Origin of the sequence: Streptomyces sp. NPDC017520, from assembly GCF_044329855.1 — a bacterium.
Lineage (GTDB): Bacteria > Actinomycetota > Actinomycetes > Streptomycetales > Streptomycetaceae > Streptomyces.
In genome coordinates, this window is the sequence record NZ_JBIRKB010000017.1 from 112,538 (window position 1) to 136,722 (window position 24,185).

The 24,185-nt window shown below is 72.1% G+C and carries 23 protein-coding genes and 1 pseudogene; 12 read left to right on the forward strand and 12 right to left on the reverse strand.

The features are described from left to right. The first annotated feature begins 18 nt into the window (after nucleotides 1-18). Nucleotides 19-669: a hypothetical protein gene (locus ACH4KB_RS31110; RefSeq protein ID WP_398069235.1), complete on the forward strand. Its 651-nt coding sequence runs from the start codon at nucleotides 19-21 to the stop codon at nucleotides 667-669. A 198-nt stretch (nucleotides 670-867) separates the two neighbouring features. Here the strand turns inward: ACH4KB_RS31110 and ACH4KB_RS31115 are convergent, their stop codons facing one another. Further along, the gene (locus tag ACH4KB_RS31115) at nucleotides 868-2,703 is read right to left on the reverse strand and encodes a phosphoenolpyruvate carboxykinase (GTP) (protein WP_398069237.1); all 1,836 of its coding nucleotides are present in this window, start codon (nucleotides 2,701-2,703) and stop codon (nucleotides 868-870) included. A gap of 223 nt (nucleotides 2,704-2,926) precedes the next feature. Here ACH4KB_RS31115 and ACH4KB_RS31120 point away from each other — a divergent pair, with 223 nt between their 5' ends. Next, nucleotides 2,927-3,619: a hemolysin III family protein gene (locus ACH4KB_RS31120; RefSeq protein WP_398069239.1), complete on the forward strand. Its 693-nt coding sequence runs from the start codon at nucleotides 2,927-2,929 to the stop codon at nucleotides 3,617-3,619. A 67-nt stretch (nucleotides 3,620-3,686) separates the two neighbouring features. Here ACH4KB_RS31120 and ACH4KB_RS31125 read toward each other — a convergent pair whose 3' ends face one another. Continuing rightward, nucleotides 3,687-5,708, reverse strand: coding sequence for a thioredoxin domain-containing protein (locus ACH4KB_RS31125; protein WP_398069241.1), 2,022 nt, complete (start codon nucleotides 5,706-5,708; stop codon nucleotides 3,687-3,689). Between the two features lie 43 nt (nucleotides 5,709-5,751). Here ACH4KB_RS31125 and ACH4KB_RS31130 point away from each other — a divergent pair. From ACH4KB_RS31130 to ACH4KB_RS31140, 3 genes and pseudogenes are all read left to right on the forward strand, one after another. Continuing rightward, nucleotides 5,752-5,838 (forward strand): annotated as a pseudogene (locus tag ACH4KB_RS31130) (Uma2 family endonuclease); the annotation flags it as partial. A 200-nt stretch (nucleotides 5,839-6,038) separates the two neighbouring features. Further along, nucleotides 6,039-7,493, forward strand: coding sequence for a CBS domain-containing protein (locus tag ACH4KB_RS31135; protein WP_398069243.1), 1,455 nt, complete (start codon nucleotides 6,039-6,041; stop codon nucleotides 7,491-7,493). A 570-nt stretch (nucleotides 7,494-8,063) separates the two neighbouring features. After that, nucleotides 8,064-11,228, forward strand: coding sequence for a tetratricopeptide repeat protein (locus tag ACH4KB_RS31140; protein ID WP_398069245.1), 3,165 nt, complete (start codon nucleotides 8,064-8,066; stop codon nucleotides 11,226-11,228). Nucleotides 11,229-11,495: 267 nt separating this feature from the next. On the opposite strand, the gene ACH4KB_RS31145 is transcribed toward ACH4KB_RS31140, so the two are convergent. Next, entirely contained in the window at nucleotides 11,496-11,735 is a 240-nt protein-coding gene (locus ACH4KB_RS31145; protein ID WP_398069247.1) for a hypothetical protein, read from the reverse strand. A 1-nt stretch (nucleotide 11,736) separates the two neighbouring features. Next, complete coding sequence (gene mca / locus ACH4KB_RS31150) at nucleotides 11,737-12,618, reverse strand: mycothiol conjugate amidase Mca (protein WP_398069249.1); 882 nt, start codon at nucleotides 12,616-12,618, stop codon at nucleotides 11,737-11,739. 214 nt (nucleotides 12,619-12,832) lie between these two features. Here mca and ACH4KB_RS31155 point away from each other — a divergent pair, with 214 nt between their 5' ends. Together ACH4KB_RS31155 and greA are read left to right on the forward strand one after the other, a co-directional pair. After that, on the forward strand, nucleotides 12,833-13,249 hold the full coding sequence (locus ACH4KB_RS31155) for a DUF4307 domain-containing protein (protein ID WP_398069251.1): 417 nt from the start codon (nucleotides 12,833-12,835) through the stop codon (nucleotides 13,247-13,249). A gap of 194 nt (nucleotides 13,250-13,443) precedes the next feature. Then, the gene (gene greA / locus ACH4KB_RS31160) at nucleotides 13,444-13,941 is read left to right on the forward strand and encodes a transcription elongation factor GreA (RefSeq protein ID WP_398069253.1); all 498 of its coding nucleotides are present in this window, start codon (nucleotides 13,444-13,446) and stop codon (nucleotides 13,939-13,941) included. A gap of 200 nt (nucleotides 13,942-14,141) precedes the next feature. Here the strand turns inward: greA and ACH4KB_RS31165 are convergent, their stop codons facing one another. The 4 genes from ACH4KB_RS31165 to ilvA all read right to left on the reverse strand — a co-directional run bounded on the left by ACH4KB_RS31165 (nucleotide 14,142) and on the right by ilvA (nucleotide 18,249). After that, the gene (locus ACH4KB_RS31165; RefSeq protein WP_398069255.1) at nucleotides 14,142-14,957 is read right to left on the reverse strand and encodes a DUF899 domain-containing protein; all 816 of its coding nucleotides are present in this window, start codon (nucleotides 14,955-14,957) and stop codon (nucleotides 14,142-14,144) included. Between the two features lie 30 nt (nucleotides 14,958-14,987). Further along, on the reverse strand, nucleotides 14,988-15,851 hold the full coding sequence (locus tag ACH4KB_RS31170) for an ABC transporter permease (RefSeq protein ID WP_398069257.1): 864 nt from the start codon (nucleotides 15,849-15,851) through the stop codon (nucleotides 14,988-14,990). Further along, the gene (locus ACH4KB_RS31175) at nucleotides 15,848-16,870 is read right to left on the reverse strand and encodes an ATP-binding cassette domain-containing protein (protein WP_398069259.1); all 1,023 of its coding nucleotides are present in this window, start codon (nucleotides 16,868-16,870) and stop codon (nucleotides 15,848-15,850) included. The genes ACH4KB_RS31170 and ACH4KB_RS31175 overlap by 4 nt, the downstream gene beginning before the upstream one ends. Before the next feature lie 149 nt (nucleotides 16,871-17,019). Beyond that, entirely contained in the window at nucleotides 17,020-18,249 is a 1,230-nt protein-coding gene (gene ilvA / locus ACH4KB_RS31180) for a threonine ammonia-lyase (protein ID WP_398069261.1), read from the reverse strand. Nucleotides 18,250-18,406: 157 nt separating this feature from the next. Between ilvA and ACH4KB_RS31185 the strand changes: the two genes are divergently transcribed. Continuing rightward, the gene (locus ACH4KB_RS31185; protein WP_398069263.1) at nucleotides 18,407-18,937 is read left to right on the forward strand and encodes a MarR family winged helix-turn-helix transcriptional regulator; all 531 of its coding nucleotides are present in this window, start codon (nucleotides 18,407-18,409) and stop codon (nucleotides 18,935-18,937) included. 31 nt (nucleotides 18,938-18,968) lie between these two features. Here ACH4KB_RS31185 and ACH4KB_RS31190 read toward each other — a convergent pair whose 3' ends face one another. The 3 genes from ACH4KB_RS31190 to ACH4KB_RS31200 all read right to left on the reverse strand — a co-directional run bounded on the left by ACH4KB_RS31190 (nucleotide 18,969) and on the right by ACH4KB_RS31200 (nucleotide 19,980). Further along, nucleotides 18,969-19,235, reverse strand: a complete 267-nt coding sequence (locus ACH4KB_RS31190) for a DUF4235 domain-containing protein (RefSeq protein WP_398069265.1) — start codon at nucleotides 19,233-19,235, stop codon at nucleotides 18,969-18,971. Next, nucleotides 19,232-19,699 (reverse strand): DUF3618 domain-containing protein, encoded by a 468-nt coding sequence (locus tag ACH4KB_RS31195; RefSeq protein ID WP_398069267.1) that lies wholly within the window; start codon nucleotides 19,697-19,699, stop codon nucleotides 19,232-19,234. The genes ACH4KB_RS31190 and ACH4KB_RS31195 overlap by 4 nt, the downstream gene beginning before the upstream one ends. Nucleotides 19,700-19,800: 101 nt before the next feature. Then, on the reverse strand, nucleotides 19,801-19,980 hold the full coding sequence (locus ACH4KB_RS31200) for a hypothetical protein (protein WP_398069269.1): 180 nt from the start codon (nucleotides 19,978-19,980) through the stop codon (nucleotides 19,801-19,803). A 319-nt stretch (nucleotides 19,981-20,299) separates the two neighbouring features. On the opposite strand from ACH4KB_RS31200, the gene ACH4KB_RS31205 reads away from it, so the two are divergent. From ACH4KB_RS31205 to ACH4KB_RS31215, 3 genes are all read left to right on the forward strand, one after another. Further along, the gene (locus ACH4KB_RS31205) at nucleotides 20,300-20,653 is read left to right on the forward strand and encodes a PRC-barrel domain-containing protein (protein ID WP_398069271.1); all 354 of its coding nucleotides are present in this window, start codon (nucleotides 20,300-20,302) and stop codon (nucleotides 20,651-20,653) included. A 206-nt stretch (nucleotides 20,654-20,859) separates the two neighbouring features. After that, a complete protein-coding gene (locus ACH4KB_RS31210; RefSeq protein ID WP_398069273.1) occupies nucleotides 20,860-21,384 on the forward strand; it encodes a sigma factor-like helix-turn-helix DNA-binding protein in 525 nt (174 codons plus the stop codon). Then, complete coding sequence (locus ACH4KB_RS31215) at nucleotides 21,381-21,638, forward strand: hypothetical protein (protein ID WP_398069275.1); 258 nt, start codon at nucleotides 21,381-21,383, stop codon at nucleotides 21,636-21,638. Before ACH4KB_RS31210 ends, ACH4KB_RS31215 begins: the two co-directional genes overlap by 4 nt. A 221-nt stretch (nucleotides 21,639-21,859) precedes the next feature. Here the strand turns inward: ACH4KB_RS31215 and ACH4KB_RS31220 are convergent, their stop codons facing one another. After that, complete coding sequence (locus tag ACH4KB_RS31220) at nucleotides 21,860-23,005, reverse strand: cystathionine gamma-synthase (RefSeq protein WP_398069277.1); 1,146 nt, start codon at nucleotides 23,003-23,005, stop codon at nucleotides 21,860-21,862. 66 nt (nucleotides 23,006-23,071) lie between these two features. Between ACH4KB_RS31220 and ACH4KB_RS31225 the strand changes: the two genes are divergently transcribed. Further along, the gene (locus ACH4KB_RS31225; protein WP_398069279.1) at nucleotides 23,072-24,175 is read left to right on the forward strand and encodes a hypothetical protein; all 1,104 of its coding nucleotides are present in this window, start codon (nucleotides 23,072-23,074) and stop codon (nucleotides 24,173-24,175) included. The last annotated feature ends 10 nt before the right edge of the window (nucleotides 24,176-24,185 follow it).

Below are 24,185 nucleotides of genomic sequence, written 5' to 3' on the forward strand. Positions count from 1 at the left end.
CGGGGCCGAGGCCGGTCCGTGGCAGCCCGAGTCGTCGGCTATCTGGAGTCGGCCCGGAATCTGACCGGCGGCGCCGCGGCCCTCGTCGGTCTCGCCCTCACCTTCGCCGGGTTCGCCGGGGCGTACTGGCCGGTGGTCGTCGGTGGGTTGTACGGGGCGGGTGCGCTGCTCGCCCCGCCGCCCCGGCCGCCCGCCCCCGCGTTCGAGGACCCCTCGTCCCGGCTGGACGAACTGCGGGCCGACCTGGTGACCCTGCGGGCGTATCTGGACCGGGTGGACCTGCCGGCCGCCGCGACGGAACGGCTCACCGCGCTGACCGGCCTGCTGGACGGGCTGCTCGCCCCCGGCTGGGCCTCGGAGGCGCTGGCGGAGGACCCGGAGGGCGTGCACGTGGTGGCGCGGGCGGTGCGCCGGGACGTTCCGGAGTCCGTCGACGCGTATCTGCGGACCCGGTGGTGGACGCGGCTCGCGCCGGGCGCGCGGGCTCCGGAGGAGGAGCTGGAGCGGCAGGTGGCGCTGCTGCACGGGGAGGCGCAGGGGCTGGTGGACGGGTTGCGGGAGGCGGAGGAGCTGCGCCAGCGGTCCCACACCAAGTACCTGGAGGACCGGGGCGGGGGCGGTCTGCGGCGCACGCCTCCCGCGGAGACGGGGCGGCCCCCGGAACCGTGAGGGGGTTCCGGGGGCCGGGAGGGTTGTCCTTGGTCGGGGACGGCCCTCCGGGGCTGTCGGCACGAGCTGCGAGCTACGGGCTGCGAGCTACGGGCTGCGAGCTACGACAGGCCCCGTACCGCGGCGGGTCGTTCGGCCCCACAGGTCAGGGCGGATGTCCGACGGACCCGGCCGCGGGGTTCGGCGGGAGCGCGGGGCTCAGCCCAGGCGCTTCACCAGGGCGTGGTACTCGTCCCACAGCTCCTTGGGGGTGTGGTCGCCGAAGGTGTTGAGGTGCTCGGGGACCAGGGCGGCCTCCTCGCGCCAGACCTCCTTGTCGACCGTGAGGAGGAAGTCGAGGTCGGCCTCGGAGAGGTCCAGGCCCTCGGTGTCGAGCGCGCCCTTGGCCGGCAGGATGCCGATCGGGGACGCGACGCCCTCGCCCTTGCCCTCCAGGCGCTCCACGATCCACTTCAGGACGCGGCTGTTCTCGCCGAAGCCGGGCCAGACGAACTTGCCCGCGTCGTTCTTGCGGAACCAGTTGACGTAGTAGATCTTCGGGAGCTTCGACTGGTCGGCCTTGTCGGCGCCCACCTTGACCCAGTGGTTCATGTAGTCGCCCATGTTGTAGCCGCAGAACGGCAGCATGGCGAACGGGTCGCGGCGCAGCTCGCCGACCTTGCCCTCGGCGGCGGCGGTCTTCTCGGAGGCGACGTTGGCCCCGAGGAAGACGCCGTGCTGCCAGTCGAAGGACTCGGTGACCAGCGGGACGGCGGAGGCGCGGCGGCCGCCGAAGAGGATCGCGGAGATCGGCACGCCCTTGGGGTCCTCCCACTCGGGCGCGATGATCGGGCACTGTCCGGCGGGGACGGTGAAGCGGGCGTTGGGGTGGGCGGCGGGCGTGCCGGACTCGGGGGTCCAGTCGTTGCCCTTCCAGTCGGTGAGGTGCGCGGGTGCCTCCTCGGTCATGCCCTCCCACCAGACGTCGCCGTCGTCGGTGAGCGCCACGTTGGTGAAGACGGAGTTGCCCCACATGGTCTTCATGGCGTTGGCGTTGGTGTGCTCGCCGGTACCGGGCGCGACGCCGAAGAAGCCGGCCTCGGGGTTGATCGCGTAGAGGCGGCCGTCCTCACCGAACCGCATCCAGGCGATGTCGTCGCCGATGGTCTCCACGGTCCAGCCGGGGATGGTCGGCTCCAGCATGGCGAGGTTGGTCTTGCCGCAGGCCGAGGGGAAAGCTGCGGCAATGTACTTGGGGGCCTCGGCCTCACCGCGCGGCGGCGTGAGCTTCAGAATGAGCATGTGCTCGGCGAGCCAGCCCTCGTCGCGGGCCATGACGGAGGCGATGCGCAGGGCGTAGCACTTCTTGCCGAGCAGGGCGTTGCCGCCGTAGCCGGAGCCGTACGACCAGATCTCGCGGTCCTCGGGGAAGTGCGAGATGTACTTGGTGGTGTTGCAGGGCCACGGAACGTCCTCCTGGCCGTCGGCCAGGGGAGCGCCCAGGGTGTGGACGGCCTTCACGAAGAAGCCGTCGGTGCCCAGCTCGTCCAGGACGGCCTGGCCCATGCGGGTCATGGTGCGCATGGAGACGGCGACGTACGCGGAGTCGGTGATCTCGACGCCGATCGCGGAGAGCGGCGAGCCGACGGGCCCCATGCAGAAGGGCACGACGTACATGGTGCGGCCACGCATGGACCCACGGAAGACACCGTCCGCACCGGTGAAGACGGCCCGCATCTCGGCGGGGTCCTTCCAGTGGTTGGTCGGACCCGCGTCCTTCTCCTCCTTGGAGCAGATGAACGTACGGTCCTCGACGCGGGCGACATCGTTCGGGTCGGACGCGGCGTAGTACGAGTTGGGCCGCTTGATCTCGTCCAGCTTGGTGAACGTGCCCTTGGCCACGAGCTCCCCGCACAGGCGCTCGTACTCGGCCTCGGAACCGTCGCACCAGACCACCCGGTCCGGCTGGGTGATCGCTGCGATCTCGTCGACCCAGGAGACCAGCTCCTGGTGGTGGGTGGGGACAGTGAGGGGAGCCGCGATGTCGCGCGCCACGATCGCTCCTAGTTGAGGGTGTCAGTTGTCGAGGGGCCCCGTGGGGGCTGCGACCCGGATGCTTCGTACCCTTCGAATTCCCCTGGCGCTCATCCGGTGCCGACTGCACTCATTTGATCATCCGACCGTTGCGCCCATATGTCCAGGGGGGCTCACACGTGAGCATCGCCACTCATTTGCGCCCCAAATCCACTACTTACGGTGGCGTAGGTAGCATGCGGATATGACTGACGACGCCGCTAGCTCCACGCCCCCGGGCCCCGTCGTACTCGACCCCGTCCCCGTCAAACCGCGCATGCGCGGCTGGCTGCACGCCGGAATGTTCCCGGCGGTGGTGATCGCCGGGATCACCCTGATCGCCCTGACCGACAGCACGATGGGCCGGATCGCCTGCGGCGTCTACATCCTCAGCGCCTGCCTGCTGTTCGGTGTCAGCGCGGTCTACCACCGCGGCACCTGGGGGCCGCGCGGCGAGGCGGTGCTCCGCCGCCTGGACCACGCGAACATCTTCCTGATCATCGCGGGCACCTACACCCCGCTGACGCTGCTCCTGCTCCCCGAGTCCACCGCCCGGCCCCTGCTGTGGGCGGTCTGGGCGGCCGCGGCGGCGGGCATCGCGTTCCGGGTGTTCTGGGTCGGCGCGCCGCGCTGGCTCTACACCCCGTGCTACATCGCGATGGGCTGGGCGGCGGTCTTCTTCCTGCCCGACTTCCTGCGGACCGGCGGCATCGCGGTCCTGGTCCTCGTCGTGGTCGGCGGGCTGCTGTACAGCGCGGGCGGCGTGATCTACGGAATCAAGAAGCCGAACCCGTCGCCGCGCTGGTTCGGCTTCCACGAGGTCTTCCACTCACTGACGCTGGCGGCGTTCATCGCGCACTACGTGGGCATCTCGATGGTGGCGTACCAGCACGGATGAGCACCGAGGGGTTACGCACGAGGGGCCGGCCGCACGAGACGACCGGCCCCTCACCCCTGTGCGGCCCTCACCCGCCGAGCTTGGCCGCCAACTCCCCCGCGTCCGTCGTCGGCGCGTCGCACACGAAGTGCCGGCAGACGTACGCGGTCGGCTCCCCGCCCACCGGCGGCCGGTCCACCAGCAGCGGGAACTCGGCCCCGGCCCCCGGGCCCTCCCCCACGGCGACGACCGCGCCCGGGGCCCGCCCCAGCAGCGCCGTACGGTGCAGCTCTCCGCCGACCGGCCCGGCGACGGCGACCTCACGGGGCCCGTCCAGCAGCGCCTCGGCCACCGCGAGGCCCCAGCCGACGAACCGGGGCACGCGCGGCCCCAGCGCCTTCACCACACCGAGCGCACCCTCGGCAGCCGTCCGATGGGCCTCCGACCCGGTGTACGCGGCGTACGAGAGCAGCGCGCCGGCCGCCGCGGTCCACCCGGACGGGGTGGCGCTGTCCGTCGGATCCTGCGGCCGGCGGATCAGCTGCTCGGCGTCATGAGCCGTGTCGTACAGCTGCCCGCCCTCGCCGGTGAACTGCTCCAGCACGATGTCCAGCAGGAACCCGGCGAACTCCAGCCAGGCGCCCTCCCCGGTCACCGCCGCCAGCGCGAGGAAGCCCTCGGCGACATCGGCGTAGTCCTCCAGCACCCCGGCGTTGTCGCCGGCGCGCCCGTCCTTGGACGTGCGGGTCAGCCGGGCCACCTCGCCCAGGTGTACGCGGACCAGCAGATCGGCGGCCTCGGTGGCCCGCTCCACCAGGTCGGGCCGGTCGAAGTACGCCCCGGTCTCCGCCAGGGCCGCGATGGCGAGCCCGTTCCAGGCGGCGACCACCTTGTCGTCCAGCCCCGGGCGCGGCCGCTCCGCGCGGGCCGCCAGCAGCCGGGCCCGTACGTCCGCGAGCCGGGCCGCGTCCACGGGCCCCGTGTCCCCCGGCAGCCGGAGCACGGAGGAGCCCTCCTCGAACGTCCCTTCCTCCGTCACCCCGAAGTACGCGGCGGCGAACGCGGCGTCGTCCTCGCCCAGGGCCTCGCGGAGCTGGGCGGGCGTCCACACGTAGAAGGCGCCCTCGACGTGCTTGCCGTCGGCGTCCTCGCTGTCCGCGTCCAGCGCGGAGGCGAAGCCGCCCTCGGCGGTCCGCAGCTCCCGCACCATGAAGTCGGCGGTCTCCAGGGCGATCCGCCGGGCCTCGTCCGACCCGGTGGTACGCCACAGATGGGCGTACACGCGGCAGAGCAGCGCGTTGTCGTACAGCATCTTCTCGAAGTGCGGCACGATCCACTCCCGGTCCACGGAGTAGCGCGCGAAGCCTCCGCCGAGCTGGTCGTAGATCCCGCCCCGGGCCATCGCCGAACAGGTGTCGGCGGCCATCTGGAGCGCCCCCTCCGACCCCGTACGGGCGTAGTGCCGCAGCAGGAACTCCACCGCCATGGACGGCGGGAACTTGGGCGCGCCCCCGAACCCGCCGTGCTGTTCGTCGTACTCCCGGGTCAGCCCGAGCAGCGCCTGCGCGGTCTCCTGCTCCCCCGGCACCCCGTCACCGCCGTGCACGAGCGAACGCCCCGCCAGATCCGCGACGATCCGCCCGGCGACCTCGGCGACCTCCTCGCGCCGGTCGGTCCAGGCGGCCGCCACGCCTTCCAGGACCTGCTGGAAGGAGGGCGAGCCGTGCCGGGCCTCGGGCGGGAAGTAGGTCCCGAAGTAGAAGGGTTCGGCGTCCGGCGTGAGGAAGACGGTCATCGGCCACCCGCCGTGCCCGGTGGCCGCCTGGACGGCCTCCATGTAGACGGCGTCGACGTCGGGCCGCTCCTCCCGGTCGACCTTCACCGGCACGAAGTGCTCATTCAGGTAGGCGGCGACGGTCTCGTCCTCGAACGACTCGTGCGCCATCACGTGACACCAGTGGCAGCTGGCGTACCCGACGCTGAGCAGCACGGGCAGATCCCGTTCTCTGGCCGCCTCGAACGCCTCGGGCGACCAGGGCCACCAGTCGACGGGATTGTCGGCGTGCTGGCGGAGGTACGGGGAGGTGGTCTGCGCAAGTCGGTTGGCCATGGTCCCAATCCTCGCGCACCCGCCTCCGCGACACCCGCGCGCCACGGAGACCATCGACCTCAGACGCATCCGCCCCGAACACGTGCTTCTGGTCGTCGAGGTAGTTTCGCCCGGCTCGGAGACGACGGATACGACCTGTTGCACGCGGTCCCCGCCATGGAAGCGCCGTCACCACGCAGGTGTGATCCCGCGTGTGGGCGCGCCGCGACGCAGGGGGTGAACGAGAGCGGTGCGCTCCTCGCCGGGCCGCAGAATTCCGCAACGCCAAGGAGCCTGCTTCTGCGATGATCGGGCGGTCTTGAGGCAGAACCAACCCGGGGGAAGACACTGATGACTGATTCCACGCAGGGCGGCGGTACGGACGAACCTCTGGGGCGAGCCTCCTATCTGTTCGAAGGAAGACGGGTACTGGTCTCCGACCTCGTCGACGCCGGACTGCTGAACGCGGGCACACAGCTCGCCTTCCGGCAAAGGCGATCCAAAGAGACGCACCTCGCCCGGGTGACCGCGGACGGCAGGATCGAGCTGGGAGACGGACGCAGGTTCAAATCCCCTTCCACTGCGGCCGCGGCTGCCACCGGGCGGGGCCCCTATGACGGATGGACCGCCTGGGAACTGGAGGACGGTACCCTGCTGGACGTTCTCAGACAGAATCTCCTGGACTCGGTGGCGGAGCCGCCTCTTCCCGGCGGCCCCGCGGTGGACGGCTCCGCAGGTCCGCACGCCCGGCTGAAGGAGGCCCGGAAGCAGGCCGACGCGGACAGTCCTGTCGCCCTCACCGTCCGCGATCTGCTGGGCTGGTGGGGAGCATCCCGACGCGGCTATCTGGTCAGCGAGCAGATAGCCGCCGAGCTGGCCAACCACGGGCTGTCCACCGTGCCGGACTTCGCCGCGGTGGGCATCGACGACCGGGTCACGTTGACCGGGCCCCCCGTGGCCCTCGCGGGCGTGGAGGAAGAGGAGGAAACGCCCGAGCAGGAGGCGACGGCGGAGAAGGAGACCCCGAGGACGACCCGTGCGACGGGGTCGGCGGCCTCCGGCGACGAGGAGGGAGAGGGTGAACCGATCCAGGGTCAGACGGTCGGTAACCTGCCCTCGGCGCTCAGGGGCGTGGTGTCGGTGACCTCATCCGCGAGCTTCGAGGAAGTCTTCACCAAGATGCAGCTCAACGGGTACTCGCAACTGCCCGTGCTGAACGGAACGCGGAACCTCCAGGGGGCCGTCACCTGGGAATCCGTCGCCCTGGCCCGTCACACGGACAGCGGGGCTCCGTTCACCCGAGCCATCACCAAAGCCCACGCCGTCAGCTATGCCGATCACTTGATCGACGTCCTTCCCTACTTGGAGCAGCACGGCTTCCTCCTGGTGCGGGACCAGACGAACCAGATCGCCGGGATCATCACGATCGCCGACGTGGCAGCCGAATACGGAGCCACCGCCCGGCCGTTCCTGCTCATCGGTGATCTCGATCGGCAGCTGCGTCGGATCATCTCGGAGGGCCTCGTCCTTGCGGAGGTGATCAAGCTCTGCGACCCGGACGGACTCCGCGGCCTCACTTCCTTCGGTCAGATGTCCTACGGCGACTACCAACGGGTGCTGAGCAATGAGAAGCAGTGGAACACGCTCGGCTGGCCGCTGGACCGCAGGTCCTTCACGGCCCACCTCGATGAACTGCGGTTGGTTCGAAATGAGTTGATGCACTTCAACGACAAGGACAAGGTCGGCGACGACGCGATTCCCAAGCTCCGTCACATGATCGAGCTGCTGCGCAACTACGGGGGATGAGGCTGGGCGGTCGGCCGCTCCGGGGCGCCCCAGCCCTCTGCGAGGACTTCGTGTCCGCGAGCCCCCTACCGCGCTTGCCGTCAAGGGGTCCGAACGAGCGCGACGATCCCGAGGACCAGCCCCGGCGCGGAAAGGCCGGAGGCCCCGGAGTCAGGAAGGACGGTCGCCAGTCGACCACCCTCCTACTGCCCCGGCCTCCCGGCACGGGCTCGCGGCCCGACCACCGCGCTCGCGAACCGGCTCGACGTCCTCTCCGTCGACCTCCGCTCGGTGTCGAGAGCCCTCACGGAGTTCGACGAGCGCTGGGACGTCGACGGCGACGAGGACGCGTCCGGGGGCGTGGGGGAGGCCCGGCTCGCCCTGGGGCTGCCGGTGGAGGACGAGGAGGAGGGCGACGGCGAGCAGCAGAGGTGCGGCGCCGGCCCACGGCTTGACTCTCCCCTTGCCCGGCACCCCTCGCGCCGGAGCGCCCCACGCAGGACACTTGACCCCGACGCTCGGTATCCGACGCTTGCTATCCGACGCTCCGGAAACCGAGGTCCGGAGCGCGGCACTCGGAGGGGGACGCATATGCGGGACAGCCATCGGGCGGAAGCCGAGAGGCTGTTGGTGCGCGCCGTGGAGGAGGAGACGCGGCGCACCGGCGGACGGACCGATGCCGGTGCGCTGATGTCGCGGGCGCGGGCCGCGCTCGACACCATGGCCGCCGGCGCGGGTGAGGAGTACGCCGCGTACACGCGGGCGCTGGACGCGGTGGCGGCAGGAGAGCGCCCGCTGTCGGAGCGCTTCAGCAGAGCGACGCTCGGAACGCCGCTGCTGGTGACGGGAGTTGCCGCAGCCGCCGCGTTCGGCGCGGATCTGGCGCTCGGTGCGACCACCGGCCTGGCGCTCGGCGCGGGCGCGGCCGTCGCGGTGGCCGGCACGGCGACGACCGTGGCGAGGGCGACCGCCTCGCACTGGCCGGCCGCGCACCGCCGCGCCGGAGCGGCCGGACAGCCGGGCGGGGCGGAGCAGTTGCGGCTCCAGTGGCTGACCGCCCTGGAGGTACGGGGCATCCGCCCGTACCTGGACCAGCAGCGCATGCTGACCCCCGCCGCGCGCACCCCGAAGAAGCAGACCGCCCCGGTGGGGCGGCAGTTGCGCGGCGGGGACCGCAGCGCGGCGGCCCGCACCCGGGTGGTGCTGGAGCAGTCCTTCGGGCATCTCCCCACAGCGGAGGGGCCGTTCACCGGGCGGCGGGCCGAGCTGGCGCGGATCGCCCAGTGGGTGCACGCGGCTCGCGCCTCGACGCGGACCCGGCCGACGGTCGTCGTGCTGCACGGTGAGCCGGGGGCGGGACGTACGGCGCTCGCGGTGCGGGCCGCCCATGCGCTCAAGGACCAGTTCCGGGGTGCGTGCGTGGTCGATCTGCGCGGCCAGGTCGCCGGCGAGAGCCCGCTGCCGACCCGGGACGCCCTGCGGCACCTGCTGAACCGGCTGGGCGCGCCGCGCGAGCAGCTGCTGTTCAGGGAAGGCGCTTCGGCCGAGCAGCAGGTGCGGCGGCTCTCCGAGCTGTACCACCAGCACCTCACCGGGACGCCGGTCACGATCGTGCTCGACGACGCCACGGACGCCGGGCAGGTCCGCACCCTGGTGCCGGAGCGCTCGGACAGCCTGGTGATCGTCACCGCCCGGGAGCCGCTGGAGCTGCCCGCGGACCTGCCGGCCTGGGTGCACCACCTGCCGGTCGGCCCGCTGGACGCGGCGGGTGCGGAGGAGCTGCTGCGCGAGGTCGCCGAGGAGGAGGAGACCGGGCCGTACGACTACCCGTCCACGGACGCCGTCGTGGAGCTGTGCGGCGGGCTGCCGCTGGCGCTGCGGGTGGCCGGTTCCGCGCTCGGGGCCCGTAGCCGGCACACGCTGGCGGAGGACCTGGGGGCGGCAGGGCCGCCCCCAGGCGCTTACGGTCCGGTCGACCCGGTGGAGCGGGCCCTGTGGCTGCGCTACACGGACCAGGGCGAGCAGGCCCGGCGGCTGCTGCGGCGGCTCGCGCTGGCGGGCCGGGCGAGCCTGGGGGCGGCAGCGGCGGCGGCGCTGCTCGCGGCGGACGAGCAGGAGGCGGAGCGGCTGCTCACCGTGCTGACCCGGGCGGGGCTGCTCACCCGCGTACGGGGGTCGCGCTACCGGCTGCACGATCTGGTGCGGGCGTTCGCGCTGGCCCGGCTGGTGGACGAGGAGGTGCCGGCCGAGCGGGCGGCGGCTCAGGAGCGGCTGCTGACGAACTACGCGGAGCTGGCCGACGCGGTGATCCGGATGGTCGACGGGAAGATGTCGACGCGGGCCGGGCAGTTCGGCTCGCACGGTTTCGGTTCGCTGGACTCGGCGCTGCGCTGGCTGGACGACGAGTCGAGCTTCATCACGGCGGCGCTGCGGCACACGGAGGGCGTCGACCAGGCGACGGTGCTGCATCTGCTGGGCGCCCTGTGCGACTACTGCCTGCTCCGCGGCGACCTGTACCGCCTGGGTGAGATCAGCGAGCTGACGCAGGCCGTGGACCAGGGGCTGCTGGAGCGGTCGGTGCAGTGGCGTACGGGTATCGCGGCCCGGCAGCTCGGCGAGCTGGACAAGGCCCGCACCACGCTGTCCTCGGTCGTCGGGCTGTACCACGAGGCGCAGAACGACGCGGGCGAGGCGCTGGCGCTCCAGTCGTCCGGCGCGCAGGCCGAGGACCGGGCGTGGACGCTGCACGCCCTGGCGGCCGTGGAGCGCGACCGGGGCGAGCTGGCGCGGGCGCTGTCCCTGCTGGCGGACGCGCTGCGGCTGCACCGGGAGGGCGAGTCGCTCCACGGTGAGGCCTGGACGCAGTTCCAGCTGGGGCAGGTGCGGCTGCGGAGCGGCGAGGTCGCCCCGGCCGAGGAGGCGCTGAACACCGCCCTGGAGCTGTACGGGCGCACCCGCGACGGACGCGGCGAGGCGTGGGCGCTCACCCAGCTGGCCCGGGCCCGGCTGCTGGACGGAGATCCGGGGGCCGCCCTGGAGCAGTTGCGCGAGGCGCTGGACCGGCACCGGGACAACGAGGACGCGCGGGGCGAGGCCTGGACCCTGTACTACCTGGGGCAGGCGCTGGAGGAGGAGGGGGACACCGATCAGGCGGTGCGTGAACTGGAGCGGTCCCGCACGATGTTCTCGCGGATGCGGGACGTGTACGGGCTGGCGTGCGCCCGTCACCATTCGGGCCGGGTGACCCGGGACCAGCGGGCCGCGCAGACGGGCAACCTGCGCAATTCCGGGTTCGCCCGGCAGCTGCTGATGGACGCGCGGGCCGACTTCCGGCGGATCAAGGTGCCGTACGGGGAGGCGTGGGCGTGCGTGGAGCTGGCGTTGATCGACGCGGGCAACGGGCGTGCGCCGCAGGCGCTGGCGCTGTGCGGTGAGGCGGCGGAGCTGTTCGCCTCGTACGGGGACGCGCGGGGCGGCGACTGGGCCCGGTTCCTGCGCTGCACTCTGCTGCCGTACGCCTCGCCCGGGGGCAGCGAGGTGGGCACGGTGGTGGCGCAGCAGGAGCTGGCCGAGCTGATCGAGGGCCGGCACCCGGCGCGGGACGGCAAGCTGGAGCAGTCGGCGGCGGCGTTCGCGGTGGCCCTGGAGCGGGGCGTGGACCTGGAGGACGGCTGGCAGGCGTGGCGGCTCGGGCTGACCCCGACCCGCGCCGCCGGCCAGATCATGGGCGTCACGTTGGAGCCGGCCCGGCCTTGACGACACGCCCGCCAGAACACGGCCGTGACGACGGGGCGGTCGTGACCGGGCGGACCTGCGCGGGCGGATCTGCGCGGGCGGACCTGGGCGGACGGACCTGGGCGGACGGACCTGGGCGGACGGACCTGGGCGGACGGACCTGGGCGGACGGACCTGGGCAGACGGACCTGCGCGGACGCCGGAGACCGGCGCCCGTTCGGTCACGGGCCGACGGGCGTCCGGCACCGGGGCCGGACGCCCTTCCCGTACGCGCGGCTCCGGCGCGGGTTACTTCCGGGGTGCGGCCGCCCCGTCGGCGGCGGGCTCGGCGGCCACCGCGTCCGGGTCCGGGGCCTCCTCGAAGTCGACCTTGCCCATGTGGCGGTTCATCGACTTCATCAGGGCCCACACGCCGACGGCCAGCGCCGCGAAGACGAGGAAGCCGAGGACGCCGGGGGTGACCTTGTTCTTGTCGAGCTCTTCGGCGGCGAGCGGGACGAGGTGCGTCAGTGCCTGGGTCGCGTACATATCAGGCATTGTCGCGGATGCCCGCGAAGAGGTCGCTCTCGGGGAGGGAGGTATCGACCAGAGACTTCGCCAGCTCGTACTCCTCGGTGGGCCACACCTCGCGCTGGATGTCCATCGGGACCCGGAACCAGCCGCCCTCGGGGTCGATCTGCGTGGCGTGCGCGATGAGCGCCTTGTCGCGGATCTCGTAGAACTCGTCGCAGGGAACGTGCGTGGTCAGCGTGCGTTCCACGCGCTCGAACTCCTCCCAGCGCTCCAGCCACTCGCCGTACGGGGACTCCAGGCCCCGGGCGAGGAGCGCCTCGTGCAGGGCGACGGTGCGCGGCCGGTTGAAGCCCTGGTTGTAGTAGAGCTTCTTCGGCTCCCAGACGGGGCCGAACTCGTCCTCCGGGAACCGCTCCGCGTCGGCCGCACCGTCGAACGCGATCATCGAGATCGTGTGCGTCATGATGTGGTCGGGGTGCGGGTAGCCGCCGTTCTCGTCGTACGTGGTGATGACCTGCGGCCGGAACGCGCGGATCTTCGCCACCAGGCGCCCCGCGGCGGCCTCGGGGTCCTCCAGGGCGAAGCAGCCCTCGGGCAGCGGCGGCAGCGGGTCGCCCTCGGGCAGCCCCGAGTCGACGAAACCGAGCCACTCCTGCTGGACGCCCAGGATCTCCCTGGCCTCGTCCATCTCCTTCTTGCGCACCTCGTGGATGTTCTTCTCGATGTACGCGTCGCCCTGGAGCTTCGGGTTGAGGATGGAGCCGCGCTCGCCTCCCGTGCAGGTCACGACCAGCACGTCCACCCCCTCGGACACGTACTTGGCCATGGTGGCCGCGCCCTTGCTCGACTCGTCGTCGGGGTGGGCGTGAACGGCCATCAGTCGCAGCTGCTCAGTCAAAGCTCGATCCTCAGTCATTGGTCGCTCTGGTCGATCATGGGTCGGTCAGGTCGGTCCGGGTCGCTGTCGAAGCCGGTCCGGGTCTCTGTCTCAAGAGGTGCCGTGCCCGCGCGGTATCGGTGTGGGGCGCGGTCGGACGCCGGGCGGGCGGCTTCTATAGTGACTGAACGAGGGGCCGGAAAATTCCTCGATGCCCGGTCCGGAGGGAACGATCATGACGACGGTTCGCGAGGCCCTGCCCGAGGGGCGGTACGGCCGGACCGAGGATCAGCGCGCGGACCGCAAGCTGAGGATCGTCGGATCGGTCCTGGGCGTCGCCCTGCTCGGCGTGATCGGCTGGATCGGCTTCGACTACGTCGGCGGCCAGGGCATCAGCGCCGAGATGATCAAGTTCAAGGTCGTCTCCGACGCCCGGGCCGATGTCCACCTGGAGGTCCGCAAGGACCGCGAGGGCCACGGCTACTGCGTGGTGCGGGCGCTCAGCGAGGACGGCTCCGAGGTGGGCCGCAAGGAGGTCCGCTTCGACCGGGCCGAGGACCGGATCGACGAGGTCGTGACCGTGGTGACCCGGTCCAGGGCGACCGCGGTCGAGCCGATGGGCTGCACCGCCGACGACGGCCCGACCGGCTGAACCCCACCACACCCCCTGTGACCTGCGACGATACGGGTCACATCAACCGTATGAGGGGTGTGGCGCTTTACCTTCTCCCCCTTTTCCTGCGGAATTGTTAGGCTCGTGGTTTCGCCCACCCGCAGAGGCACATGCTTCTGGGTAGGGCGATGCTTTGTATTCCCAGCACTTCCCAGCACCGACGAGGAGCACCTGTGACCCAGACCAGCGAAAACGTCACCTGGCTCACGCAGGAGGCGTACAACCAGCTCAAGGCCGAGCTGGAGCACCTGTCTGGTCCCGCGCGCACGGAGATCGCCGTCAAGATCGCGGCGGCCCGTGAGGAGGGTGACCTCCGGGAGAACGGCGGGTACCACGCGGCCAAGGAGGAGCAGGGCAAGATGGAGCTGCGGGTGCGCCAGCTGACCCAGCTCCTGGAACACGCGAAGGTCGGCGAGGCGCCGGCCGACGACGGCGTGGTCGAGCCCGGCATGGTCGTCACGATCGCCTTCGACGGCGATGAGAGCGACACGCTGACCTTCCTGCTCGCCTCCCGTGAGTACGCCAGCACGGAGATCGAGACGTACTCCCCGCAGTCCCCGCTCGGCCTCGGTGTGAACGGCAAGCGCACGGGCGACGACGCGGACTACGAGCTGCCGAACGGCAAGACGGCCTCGGTGAAGATCCTGGCGGCGAAGCCCTACAGCGGCTGATCCGGCCGCATCACGACGCACACAACGCACGGGAGCCCCGGCCACGGACGGCCGGGGCTCCCGTGCGTCGTGTGCGTCGTACGGGCGGAGCTCCCGTGCGTCGTGTGCGTCGTACGGGCGGGGCTCCCCCGCGTCGTGTGCGCCGTACGGCCCGGGCTCCCTGCCCCGCCGTCCACACGCGGGCCGTTCCCGCGGACGGGTCAGGAGCAGTCGCCGGTGCGGCCGAGGGTCTTCTCGGGCGTCACGCCGGGGCGGGTCCACTGCGGGGTGGGACGGCTGGCCGGGCCCCAGCTCGCGGCCCCGTCCGCGTCGGTGCGCCAGTACCAGCAGACCTGGCCGCCCTCGCCCGGATAGCCGTCGCGGACGCTGCCGATCGCCGGCCGGCCATCGGGCCGGTCCTCCCACGCCTCGCCACGGCCGTAGGGCGTCAGGTCGAGCAGGCCGAAGGAGCCGTTGGCCGCCTCGATGCCGCGGCCTGTCGTGGAGTAGGTGAGGAACACGCGCCCGCCGTCGCGCAGGAAGCAGGCGAGGTGTCCCATCTCGCCGCCGATCGGCGCGTCCAGGCCCCGCACCGAGTACCAGGGCTGGGTGTAGCCCATGAACGCGGTGAAGGCGGCCACCTCTTCCCGGGTTCCCGTGGTCAGGACGGCGAACGAGACGCCCCGGGCGTTGAGGTAGACGGCGTCCTTCATGTGCCAGACCGCGTCGGTGCAACCCTCGCACTGGCCCTGGTGCGGTGCGCCGTCGTACCACATGTGCTGGTAGACGACGAGCTCCCGGCGGCCCTCGAAGAGGTCCAGGAACGGGACCGGGCCCTCGGCTCCGACGACCTCGGCCGTCCCGTCGACCTCCACCATCGGCAGCCGGCGGCGGGCCGCGGCGAGCGCGTCGCCCTGGCGGGTGTGGGCCTTCTCGCGGACCAGGAGCTCGTCCCGGGCGGCCTGCCAGGTGGCCAGGTCGACGACGGGCGGGGCGCCGGGCAGACCGGTGGCCGGGGCGTCCGGTGTGCTGGCCATGGTTACCTCCGTGGGGTCGCGTGGCGGGCGTCAGACGGCGGCCGAGCGGTACTTGCGGACCGCCAGGGTGCGGAAGACCACGATGATCAGGACGGACCAGATGGCCGAGGCGAGGATCGGGTGCTCCATCGGCCAGGCCCCGGTGACGGACTTCGGCACGCCCGGCATCGTGTTCCCGAAGAGCTCGCGGGCCCCGGCCACCGTGGCGCTGAAGGGGTTCCACTCGGCGACGTGCTGGAGGAACGTGGGCATGCCGGTGACCGGCACGAAGGCGTTCGAGATGAACGTCAGCGGGAACAGCCAGATCAGGCCGCCGGAGGTCGCCGCCTCCGGGGTGCGCACGGACAGGCCGATCAGCGCTCCGATCCAGGAGAACGCGTAGCCGAGCAGGAGCAGCAGCAGGAAGCCGCAGAGCACCTTGCCGAGGTTCTCGTGGGTGCGCCAGCCGACGATCAGGGCGACTCCCGCGAGCACGACGAGGGTGAGCGTGGTCTGGACGAGGTCGGCGAGCGTCCGTCCGGTGAGGACCGCGCCCCGGGCCATGGGCAGCGACCGGAAGCGGTCGATGAGCCCCTTGTGCATGTCGTCGGCGATGCCGGCGCCGGCGCCCGCGGTGGCGAAGGTGACGGTCTGGGCGAAGATGCCCGCCATCAGAAACTCCCTGTACAGCTGCGGGTCGGTCGAGCCGCCGATGCTGATGGAACCGCCGAAGACGTAGGTGAAGAGCACCACGAACATGATCGGCTGGATCAGCCCGAAGATCACCATCTCGGGGATCCGGGTCATCCGGATCAGATTCCGCTTGGCGACGACGAGGGAGTCCTTCACGGACTGCGTGATGCCCCCGGCGGGGCGGGGGACCAACGAGGGGGCGTCCTTGGCGGTCGCGCTCACCGGGTGTCCTCCTTGCTCCGGGAGCCGCGGGAACGTTCCGCTTCCGCTCCGTCGGGCTCCTCGTCCCCGTTCTCGCGCACCTCGGCCGCGTGGCCGGTGAGGGAGAGGAAGACGTCGTCCAGGGTGGGCCTGCGCAGGGCGATGTCGTCGATCTCCACGCCCTGGGCGTCCAGGTCGCGGATGATCTCGGCCAGCAGCTTGGCCCCGCCGCTGACCGGGGCGGTCAGTTTGCGGGAGAGCTGGGCGACGGCGACCTCGCCCTTGCCGAGGGCGGTCAGGACGGACCGGGCGCGCTCGATCTCGTCCGGGCGGTGCACGACGACCTCGACGCGCTCGCCACCGGTGCGGGCCTTGAGCTGGTCGGAGGTGCCGCGGGCGATGACCTTGCCGTGGTCGATGACGCAGATGTCGTGGGCGAGGCGGTCGGCCTCCTCCAGATACTGCGTGGTCAGCAGCAAGGTCGTGCCGCCCGCCACCAGGTCCTCGATCACGTCCCAGAGCTGCTGCCGGTTGCGCGGGTCGAGGCCGGTCGTCGGCTCGTCCATGAACATCACGGGCGGCGACACGACGAGCGCCGCCGCGAGGTCGAGGCGCCGGCGCATACCGCCGGAGTACGTCTTGGCGGTGCGGTCGGCGGCGTCGCCGAGGTTGAACCGGTCCAGCAGGACGCCTGCCCGGGCCTTCGCGTCCCGGGCGCTCAGCTGGTAGAGCTGCCCGACCATCTGGAGGTTCTCCCGGCCGGTCAGATACTCGTCGACCGCGGCGAACTGTCCGGAGAGCCCGATCGAACGGCGTACCTCGTTGGGCTTCTTCAGTACGTCGATCCCGGCCACGGACGCCGTGCCGCTGTCCGGGCGCAAGAGTGTGGTCAGCACCCGTACGGCGGTGGTCTTGCCCGCGCCGTTGGGGCCGAGCAGTCCGAGGACCGTGCCCTCGGGGACGTCGAGGTCAACGCCGTCGAGGGCACGTACGTCACCGAAGGTCTTCACCAGACCTTCGGCGTGGATCGCACCTGGCATGGAGGGGCTCCCCCGTCACTCGCGGATGGTGATGGTGTCGCCGGTGGCGGCCTTCCGGTCCGATCCTAGGATCGGCGGGCCGCCACCGCCCGGTGAACGGGCGTATTGCCGGGCCCCCGGCGCGCGATGGGTCCGCCCGTGCGGCCTCCTCAGCCCATCACCCGGAAGCCCTCGGCCCGCAGCGCCGCCTCGACCTCCGCGCAGTGCTGCGGCCCCTTGGTCTCCAGGTGCAGGTCGACCTCCGCCTCGGTCAGGCCGAGGCGCGGGTCGGTGCGCACGTGGCTGATGTCGAGGACGTTGGCGTCGGCGACGGTCAGCGCGGCCAGCAGGGCGGCCAGCGCCCCCGGGCGGTCGGTGAGGCGCAGCCGCAGGCTCAGGTAGCGGCCCGCGGCGGACATCCCGTGCCGCAGGATGCGCTGCATCAGCAACGGGTCGACGTTGCCGCCGGACAGCACGGCCACCACCGGCCCCCGGAAGGCCTTCGGATCGCTGAGCAGCGCCGCCACCGGGCTGGCCCCGGCCGGTTCGACGACCAGCTTGGCCCGCTCCAGGCAGAGCAGCAGGGCACTGGACAGCTCGTCCTCGCTGACCGTGCGGACCTCGTCGACCAGCTCCTCGATCAACCGGTACGGTACGTCGCCGGGCCGGCCCACCTTGATGCCGTCGGCCATCGTGGCCGGGGAGTCGAGGGAGACGGGGTGCCCGGCGGCCAGCGACGGCGGGTAGCAGGCGGCCCCCTCGGCCTGGACGCCGATGATCCGGACGTCGGGGCGCAGGGCCTTCACCGCGACGGCGACCCCTGCGGCGAACCCGCCGCCGCCGATGCCGATGACGATCGTGCGGACCTCGGGGCACTGCTCCAGGATCTCCAGCCCGACGGTGCCCTGGCCCGCGATGATGTCGGGGTGGTCGAAGGGGTGGATGAAGACCGCGCCGGTCTCCTCCGCGTACCGCTGGGCGGCGGCGAGGGTCTCGTCGACGACCTGGCCGTGCAGCCGCACCTCGGCCCCGTACTCCCGGGTCGCGGCGACCTTGGGCAGGGGCGCCCCGACGGGCATGAAGACCGTGGAGCGTACGCCGAGGAGCGACGAGGCCAGGGCCACGCCCTGGGCGTGGTTCCCGGCGCTGGCGGCGACCACCCCGGCCGCCCGTTCCACCGGGGTGAGGCCGGAGATCCGGACGTAGGCGCCGCGCAGTTTGAAGGAGCCGGTGCGCTGGAGGTTCTCGCACTTGAGGTGCACCGGGGAGCCGACCAGCTCGGTCAGATGACGGCTGCCCTCCAGGGCGGTCACCCGCGCCACCCCGGACAGCATCTTCTGCGCGCCCCGGACGTCGTCGAGGATCAGGGCCGGGTGGCGGGCGGTCGCGCGGAAGCTCATGACCGCAAGTCTTGCAGCTCCGACCGGGCGCGGCAGACTTGTCTCATGGCGGCCTGCGGTGGTGTCCGCAGGTTTGTGCGGCACTGGTACGCGTTGCCCCGGGGCCGCGTACTCTGTCCCCCACCCATCCGACACCGCACGAAGAGAGCCCCCGGCCATGCCCCCTCAGGACATGACGACTGCTGCGTCTCCTTCCGGGGGCGCCGCCCCCGAACACCCGGGCCCCGACCGCCTGCTGGACTCGCTCCAGCACCAGGTGGCGGTCTTCGCCCGCCGTGCCGAGCAGACCCGCCTCGGCGGTGTCGGCCAGGTCCGCAACTCGATGGACCGGGCGGCGTACCTGCTGCTGAACCGGCTGGACCGGGAAGGTCCGATGGGCGTCAAGGCGCTGGCGGCCGGGATGGGCATCGACTCCTCGACGGTGACGCGGCAGGTCGCGCCGCTCGTCGACACCGGTCTGGTGAAACGCACGTCGCATCCGGAGGACGGCCGGGCCGTCGTGCTCCAGCTCTCGCCGCGCGGTCAGGCCCGGCTGGAAGAGGTCCGGGCCTCGCGGCGCGAGCTGATGTCCCAGGTGACGGACGGCTGGTCGCAGGAGGAGCGGGACACGTTCTGCGCCCTGCTCACCCGTTTCAACGGGTCGTTGGCCGCCCGGCAGGCCGCGTACCAGCCGCCGCAGTCCGACTGACGGGGGCGCGGGCGGCGGTCAGCCCCGGGGGTCACGCCGGCCAGGTGCCCGTGACGCGCCTGGTCACCTGGGCACCCGAGCGTTCGACGGCGGCCTTGACCACGGAGAAGACCGCCCCCTGTACGGCGGCGGCGAGAAGGATCTGTCCCCAGGGGCGACCCTCGTCGAGAGCGTCGGGCGCGTCGCCCTCGCCCTCGATGAGCTTCCACGTCTGCCTGAAGGCGGCGCCCGCGATCATCCCGCTGACAGCGCCCAGGACCAGGCCGACCGGCTTGTAGGCGATCTTGGCCCCCTTCATCGGGTGCGTCCACGGCTGCGGCGTACCAGCAGGAAGGCGACCAGCAGGGCGCTGCCCGCGAGGAGCGGGGCGCGGTGGGCGCGGACAGCCGTCGCGGCTCGCTCCGCCCTTTCCCTCAGCGGTTCGGGAGCCTTCACCGCCGCGTACTGGCCGGCGCGCGCCGTGCGCTCACGCAGCTGCGCGGTGACCCGCGCGGTCTCTTCCAGCACGGCGTCGGGTGTCCCGTCCTTCACCCGCTGCGCGGCCTGCTCCGTCAGGTGGCGCATACGGCCGGATGCCGTCCCTGCCTTCACGGCGGCCCGCTCCTTCACCAGGGCGGCCTTGTTCTTCGCCTGCCCCCTGAGGTCGGCCTTGGCCGCGAGCGCCTCGACGGTCTGCCCGAGCCTGTCGCGCGTTCGCTCCACCTGTTCGCGCAGTTCCTCAGGGGTGGGCGTGCCCGTGTCGTCCTGCGATGCGTCGTTCATCGGTGTGCCTTCTCCATCGGTGTGCCGTCTCCTTCGGTGTGCCTTCTCCTTTGGGGCCGGAGCCGGGGCCGAGGCCGGGGCCCGTGGCGCCCGCGGGTGACTCAGCGCCTGCGGGAGCCGCCGATCCGGCTTCCGGCGCCCACGCCCGCGACGTGCAGGGCGAGGAGCACGAGGCCGAGCAGCATCACATTGCCCGACGCGAACACGTCGTTGGTGGAAATGCCGGCGGCGTTGATGAGGAACGCGACGAAGAACAGTACTGCGGCTGCTATACCCAGCATGGGAGTTACTCCTTCGATTCGTGTCGTCCGTGTGCCCGGCATCGGGAAAGGCAAGCCTCGATACGGAACAGCCCTGAGCGTAGGAGTCAGTCAACGAGGCCCGCGGGCCGGCCTGGTGCAGGTTGCTCGGATTCCCTGAAATCGGGGTGGAAAACAACTGGTTGTGCGGGCGTATGCCGGATGGTCCGGGGCACGAGGCTGATCAACGGTTGCTGAGGCAGAGGGTGGATCGCCGGGACGGGAGCGAGAGAGCGACCGGTTTCGGCAGCGCCGCCCTGAATACGTTTATTCCTTGTCCATACGAACGAAGGAGTTTTCCATGAGCGAGAACTTGTGGGGCTACCAGCCGCATGTCGGCCACACCGCCGGTACTGATCTGATCGGCTACAAGGTCGAGGCGACGGACGGCAGCATCGGCAAGGTCGACAAACACTCCGACGATGTCACGTCCTCGTATCTGGTGGTCGACACCGGCGTATGGATTTTCGGCAAGCACGTTCTGCTCCCGGCGGGCACGGTGAGCCGGATCGACAGCGACGAGAAGAAGGTCTACATCGACCTCACCAAGGACCAGGTCAAGGACTCTCCGGAATTCGACAAGGACAAGCACATCGGCGACACGGAATTCCACCGCACGACCGGCGAGTACTACGGCCGCCACCGCCGCGTCTGACGCGACGCCCGGGAAATCGGCGGGCGGGGCGGGAAGGCATGATGCCTCCCTCCCCGCCCGCCGTTTCGTTGGTACGCCACCGCACGGAGTCCTCCGTGCGGTGCCCGGGTGAGTTCGGGGGCCCGGCCCCTCCCTGGCGTGTTTCCCCGCACCCGCCGCGTCCGGGCTCTTGACCGGGGCGGGGCGCCGGGGCTCGTATGTGGTCCATGGCAGAGCGGGCTACCCACCGGGACCGGCTCCGCGCCCTGGAGTTCGAGGCCTTCGTGGCGGGCGCGGGCGGACGTCTGCTGCACACGGCGACGCTGCTCACCGGCGAACCGTCGCAGCCGCCGGGCGCGTACGCGCGGGCCGAGCGGCTGCTGCACGCGGCGCTCGTCCGTACGTACGCAGGCTGGGACGGGCTGCGCGGCGGTGACCCCTACGACCTGGCCCGCCGGGAGCTGGCGCTCCGGTTCGCCCGGGAGGCCCGGCGACATCAGCGGCCGCGCGGCGGTCCGCTGGACCGGCTGTCCCCGATCGAACGGCTCGTCCTCGTCCTTCGGCTGTACGAGGAGGTCGGCGAGGAGCAGACGGCGGCGTTGCTCGGGCTGCCGGGCGACCGGGTCCGCGCGGTGTGCGCCCGGGCGGCGGCGGCGCTGCGCGCGCCGAGGCGTGGCGCCGGTCCGGGGCCGGCGTCCGCACACCGTACGGCCGGGCCGCGGCCGGCCCCGAGCTCCCGGGCCACGCCGTGAGCGGCGACCGCCGGGACCCGCGCGAGGAGCGGATCCGCCGGATGCTGGACGGCCCGCACCCGGTTCTGCCGCCGGACCTGGCCATGCGGGCGGTCCGGCACGGCGGGCGGCGGCTGCGGCTGCGCCGGGCGGTGCGGCGGACGGCGCTCTGGCTGGCGGCCGTGGCGCTCGTGGTGTTCCTCGTCTGGGCCGGGGTCGAGCAGCCGTGGGAGACCGAGCCCGCGCAGGTCACTCCCCCGTTGGAGGGCTGGTGAGCCCGGAGGGCGGGAGAGCCGGCGCCTGGGCGTGAGGGCGAGCGCCTGGGCGTGAGGGCAAACGCCTGGACGTGACGGCGAGCGCCTGGGCATAAGGGCAAACGCCCGGGCGGGACGGCAAACGCCTGGGCATGAGGGCAAGCGCCTGGGCACGACGGCGAGCGCCCGGGCGTGAGGGGCGCCCGCCCGTTCCGGCGGGCGTCCCTTTCACCTCTGCCGGGTCAGCCCAGCGCCTGGGTGAGGTCGGCGATCAGGTCGTCGCCGTTCTCGATGCCGACGGAGAGCCGCACCAGGTCGGCCGGAACCTCCAGCAGGGAGCCCGCGACGGAGGCGTGCGTCATCCGCCCCGGGTGCTCGATCAGCGACTCCACTCCGCCGAGGGACTCGCCGAGCGTGAAGAGCTTCGCCCGGTCGCAGACCTCGACCGCCGCCTCCTCGCCGCCGGCGACGCGGAAGGACACCATGCCGCCGAAGGCCTTCATCTGCTTGGCGGCGACCTCGTGGCCGGGGTGTTCGGGCAGGCCCGGGTAGAGGACCTGGGAGACCTTGGGGTGCCGGGTCAGCAGGTCGGCGACCTTGGTGGCGTTCTCGGTGTGCCGGTCCATGCGGACGGCGAGGGTCTTGATGCCGCGCAGCACGAGCCAGGCGTCGAAGGGTCCGGCGACCGCGCCCATGGCGTTCTGGTGGTACGCCAGTTCCTCGGCGAGTTCCGGGTCGCTGACGACGAGCGCGCCGCCGACGACGTCGGAGTGGCCGCCCATGTACTTGGTGGTGGAGTGCACGACGACGTCCGCGCCGAGCGCGAGGGGCTGCTGGAGGTAGGGCGAGGCGAAGGTGTTGTCGACGACGAGGCGGACCCCGGCCTGCCGTGCGACCTGCGCCACGGCGGCGATGTCGGTGATGCCGAGCAGCGGGTTGGACGGGGTCTCCACCCAGATCGCCTTGGTGCGCGGGGTGAGCGCGTCCCGTACGGCGGCCACGTCCGAGGTGTCGGCCACGGAGAACTCCACGCCCCACCGCGAGGCGACCTTCGCGAACAGCCGGAACGTGCCGCCGTAGGCGTCGTTCGGGATGACCACGTGATCGCCGGGGGTCAGCAGCGTACGCAGGAGGCAGTCCTCGGCGGCGAGGCCGGAGGCGAAGGCGAGGCCTCGGCGCCCGCCTTCGAGGGCCGCGAGGTTCTCCTCCAGGGCGGTGCGGGTCGGATTGGCGCTACGGCTGTACTCGTAGCCGCCACGCAGTCCGCCCACGCCGTCCTGCTTGTACGTGGAGACCTGGTAGATCGGCGGAACCACCGCGCCGGTGAGGGGGTCGGCGGTGTTCCCCGCGTGGATGGCGAGGGTTTCGAAGCTGTGCTGGTCGCTCATGAGGCCGAGCGTAGTTCGTGGCGAGGGCCCGTACCGGCCACTTGCCGCTCCGGGGACAATGGGGTCATGGAGATCTTGTTGTTCCTGCTCGCGATGTGCCTGTTCGCGGCGGTCATCGGCCCCTGGGTCATGCGTCGCCGGGGCGGTATCCGCCAGGTCGCCCCCGGTTCGCCGGACGCCGCCGACCCGGACACGTACGGCTTCGCCCGCCAGGAGGAGCTGGACGTCCGGATGCCCGGACCCGACCAGGACCTCCTGGACGTGCTCGACGTCGTCCAGGGCACCCAGGACTGGCGGGCCGCCGCCCAGTTGCTCGCCGGGACGCCGAAGGAGGGCGAGGTGCGCTGGCAGCGGATCCAGGCCTTCGCGGGAGCGGCCTCGCTGGAGCTGGCGCGGCGGCCCGGGGAGGGCGGCGCGTGGCTGCGGAACTGGCGCGCGGAGTCCCCGAAGGACGCGGGCGGTGCGGCGGTGCACGCGGAGTTCCTGGTGCAGCAGGCGTGGCGGTCCTCGGCGGCGGGGAGCGACGACTTCCGGATCATCCTGGAGGAGGCCCGTACGGTCTGCGGCGAGGCGGCCCTCCTCGCGCCGGGCGACCCCGTCCCGTACATCGTCGAGCTGGCGGTGGCCCGGGGGCTGGGCTACACCCCCGAGCAGTTCGACCAGCTCTGGGCGAAGATCATCGACCGGGCTCCGGCCCACATGGGCGCGCACATCGCCGCGCTGCACTTCCACTCCGAGCGGTGGCACGGCTCCCGCAAGGACGCCGACACCTTCGCCACGGCCGCGGCCGCCCGCGCCCCGCAGGGTTCGCTGCTGGCCGCGCTGCCACTGTTCGCGGTGTACGAGCACCTGCCGGAGGTCAACCTCGTGCAGGGCTTCTACCGGGGCCAGGTGGTCACCAAGGCGGTCGAGGGCGCGATGTTCGCGGTGCACGCGGCCCGCCCGGACGACCCGATGCTGGCCCATGTCCGCCACCTCCTGGTGCTGTTCCTGGTGCACATGGAGCGCTGGTCGGAGGCGATGCACCAGCTGATCCGGATCGACGGCCACGTGGGCGCGCTGCCGTGGACGGCGGACGCGGACCCGGCCGCGCAGTACGCGGTCTACCGGGCGCTGGCGGTCGCCGGCTACGAGGCGAACGGCGGCAGCCCGGCGACGCTGCCGCACTGACCGCTTCCGT

Coding starts and splice junctions, on each gene's coding strand:
- ACH4KB_RS31120 (WP_398069239.1), top strand. CDS start 2,927: ATGACTGACGACGCCGCTAGCTCCACGCCCCCGGGCCCCGTCGTACTC.
- ACH4KB_RS31125 (WP_398069241.1), bottom strand. CDS start 5,708: ATGGCCAACCGACTTGCGCAGACCACCTCCCCGTACCTCCGCCAGCAC.
- ACH4KB_RS31135 (WP_398069243.1), top strand. CDS start 6,039: ATGACTGATTCCACGCAGGGCGGCGGTACGGACGAACCTCTGGGGCGA.
- ACH4KB_RS31140 (WP_398069245.1), top strand. CDS start 8,064: ATGCGGGACAGCCATCGGGCGGAAGCCGAGAGGCTGTTGGTGCGCGCC.
- ACH4KB_RS31145 (WP_398069247.1), bottom strand. CDS start 11,735: ATGTACGCGACCCAGGCACTGACGCACCTCGTCCCGCTCGCCGCCGAA.
- ACH4KB_RS31155 (WP_398069251.1), top strand. CDS start 12,833: ATGACGACGGTTCGCGAGGCCCTGCCCGAGGGGCGGTACGGCCGGACC.
- ACH4KB_RS31165 (WP_398069255.1), bottom strand. CDS start 14,957: ATGGCCAGCACACCGGACGCCCCGGCCACCGGTCTGCCCGGCGCCCCG.
- ACH4KB_RS31175 (WP_398069259.1), bottom strand. CDS start 16,870: ATGCCAGGTGCGATCCACGCCGAAGGTCTGGTGAAGACCTTCGGTGAC.
- ilvA (WP_398069261.1), bottom strand. CDS start 18,249: ATGAGCTTCCGCGCGACCGCCCGCCACCCGGCCCTGATCCTCGACGAC.
- ACH4KB_RS31185 (WP_398069263.1), top strand. CDS start 18,407: ATGCCCCCTCAGGACATGACGACTGCTGCGTCTCCTTCCGGGGGCGCC.
- ACH4KB_RS31190 (WP_398069265.1), bottom strand. CDS start 19,235: ATGAAGGGGGCCAAGATCGCCTACAAGCCGGTCGGCCTGGTCCTGGGC.
- ACH4KB_RS31195 (WP_398069267.1), bottom strand. CDS start 19,699: ATGAACGACGCATCGCAGGACGACACGGGCACGCCCACCCCTGAGGAA.
- ACH4KB_RS31200 (WP_398069269.1), bottom strand. CDS start 19,980: ATGCTGGGTATAGCAGCCGCAGTACTGTTCTTCGTCGCGTTCCTCATC.
- ACH4KB_RS31205 (WP_398069271.1), top strand. CDS start 20,300: ATGAGCGAGAACTTGTGGGGCTACCAGCCGCATGTCGGCCACACCGCC.
- ACH4KB_RS31210 (WP_398069273.1), top strand. CDS start 20,860: ATGGCAGAGCGGGCTACCCACCGGGACCGGCTCCGCGCCCTGGAGTTC.
- ACH4KB_RS31220 (WP_398069277.1), bottom strand. CDS start 23,005: ATGAGCGACCAGCACAGCTTCGAAACCCTCGCCATCCACGCGGGGAAC.
- ACH4KB_RS31225 (WP_398069279.1), top strand. CDS start 23,072: ATGGAGATCTTGTTGTTCCTGCTCGCGATGTGCCTGTTCGCGGCGGTC.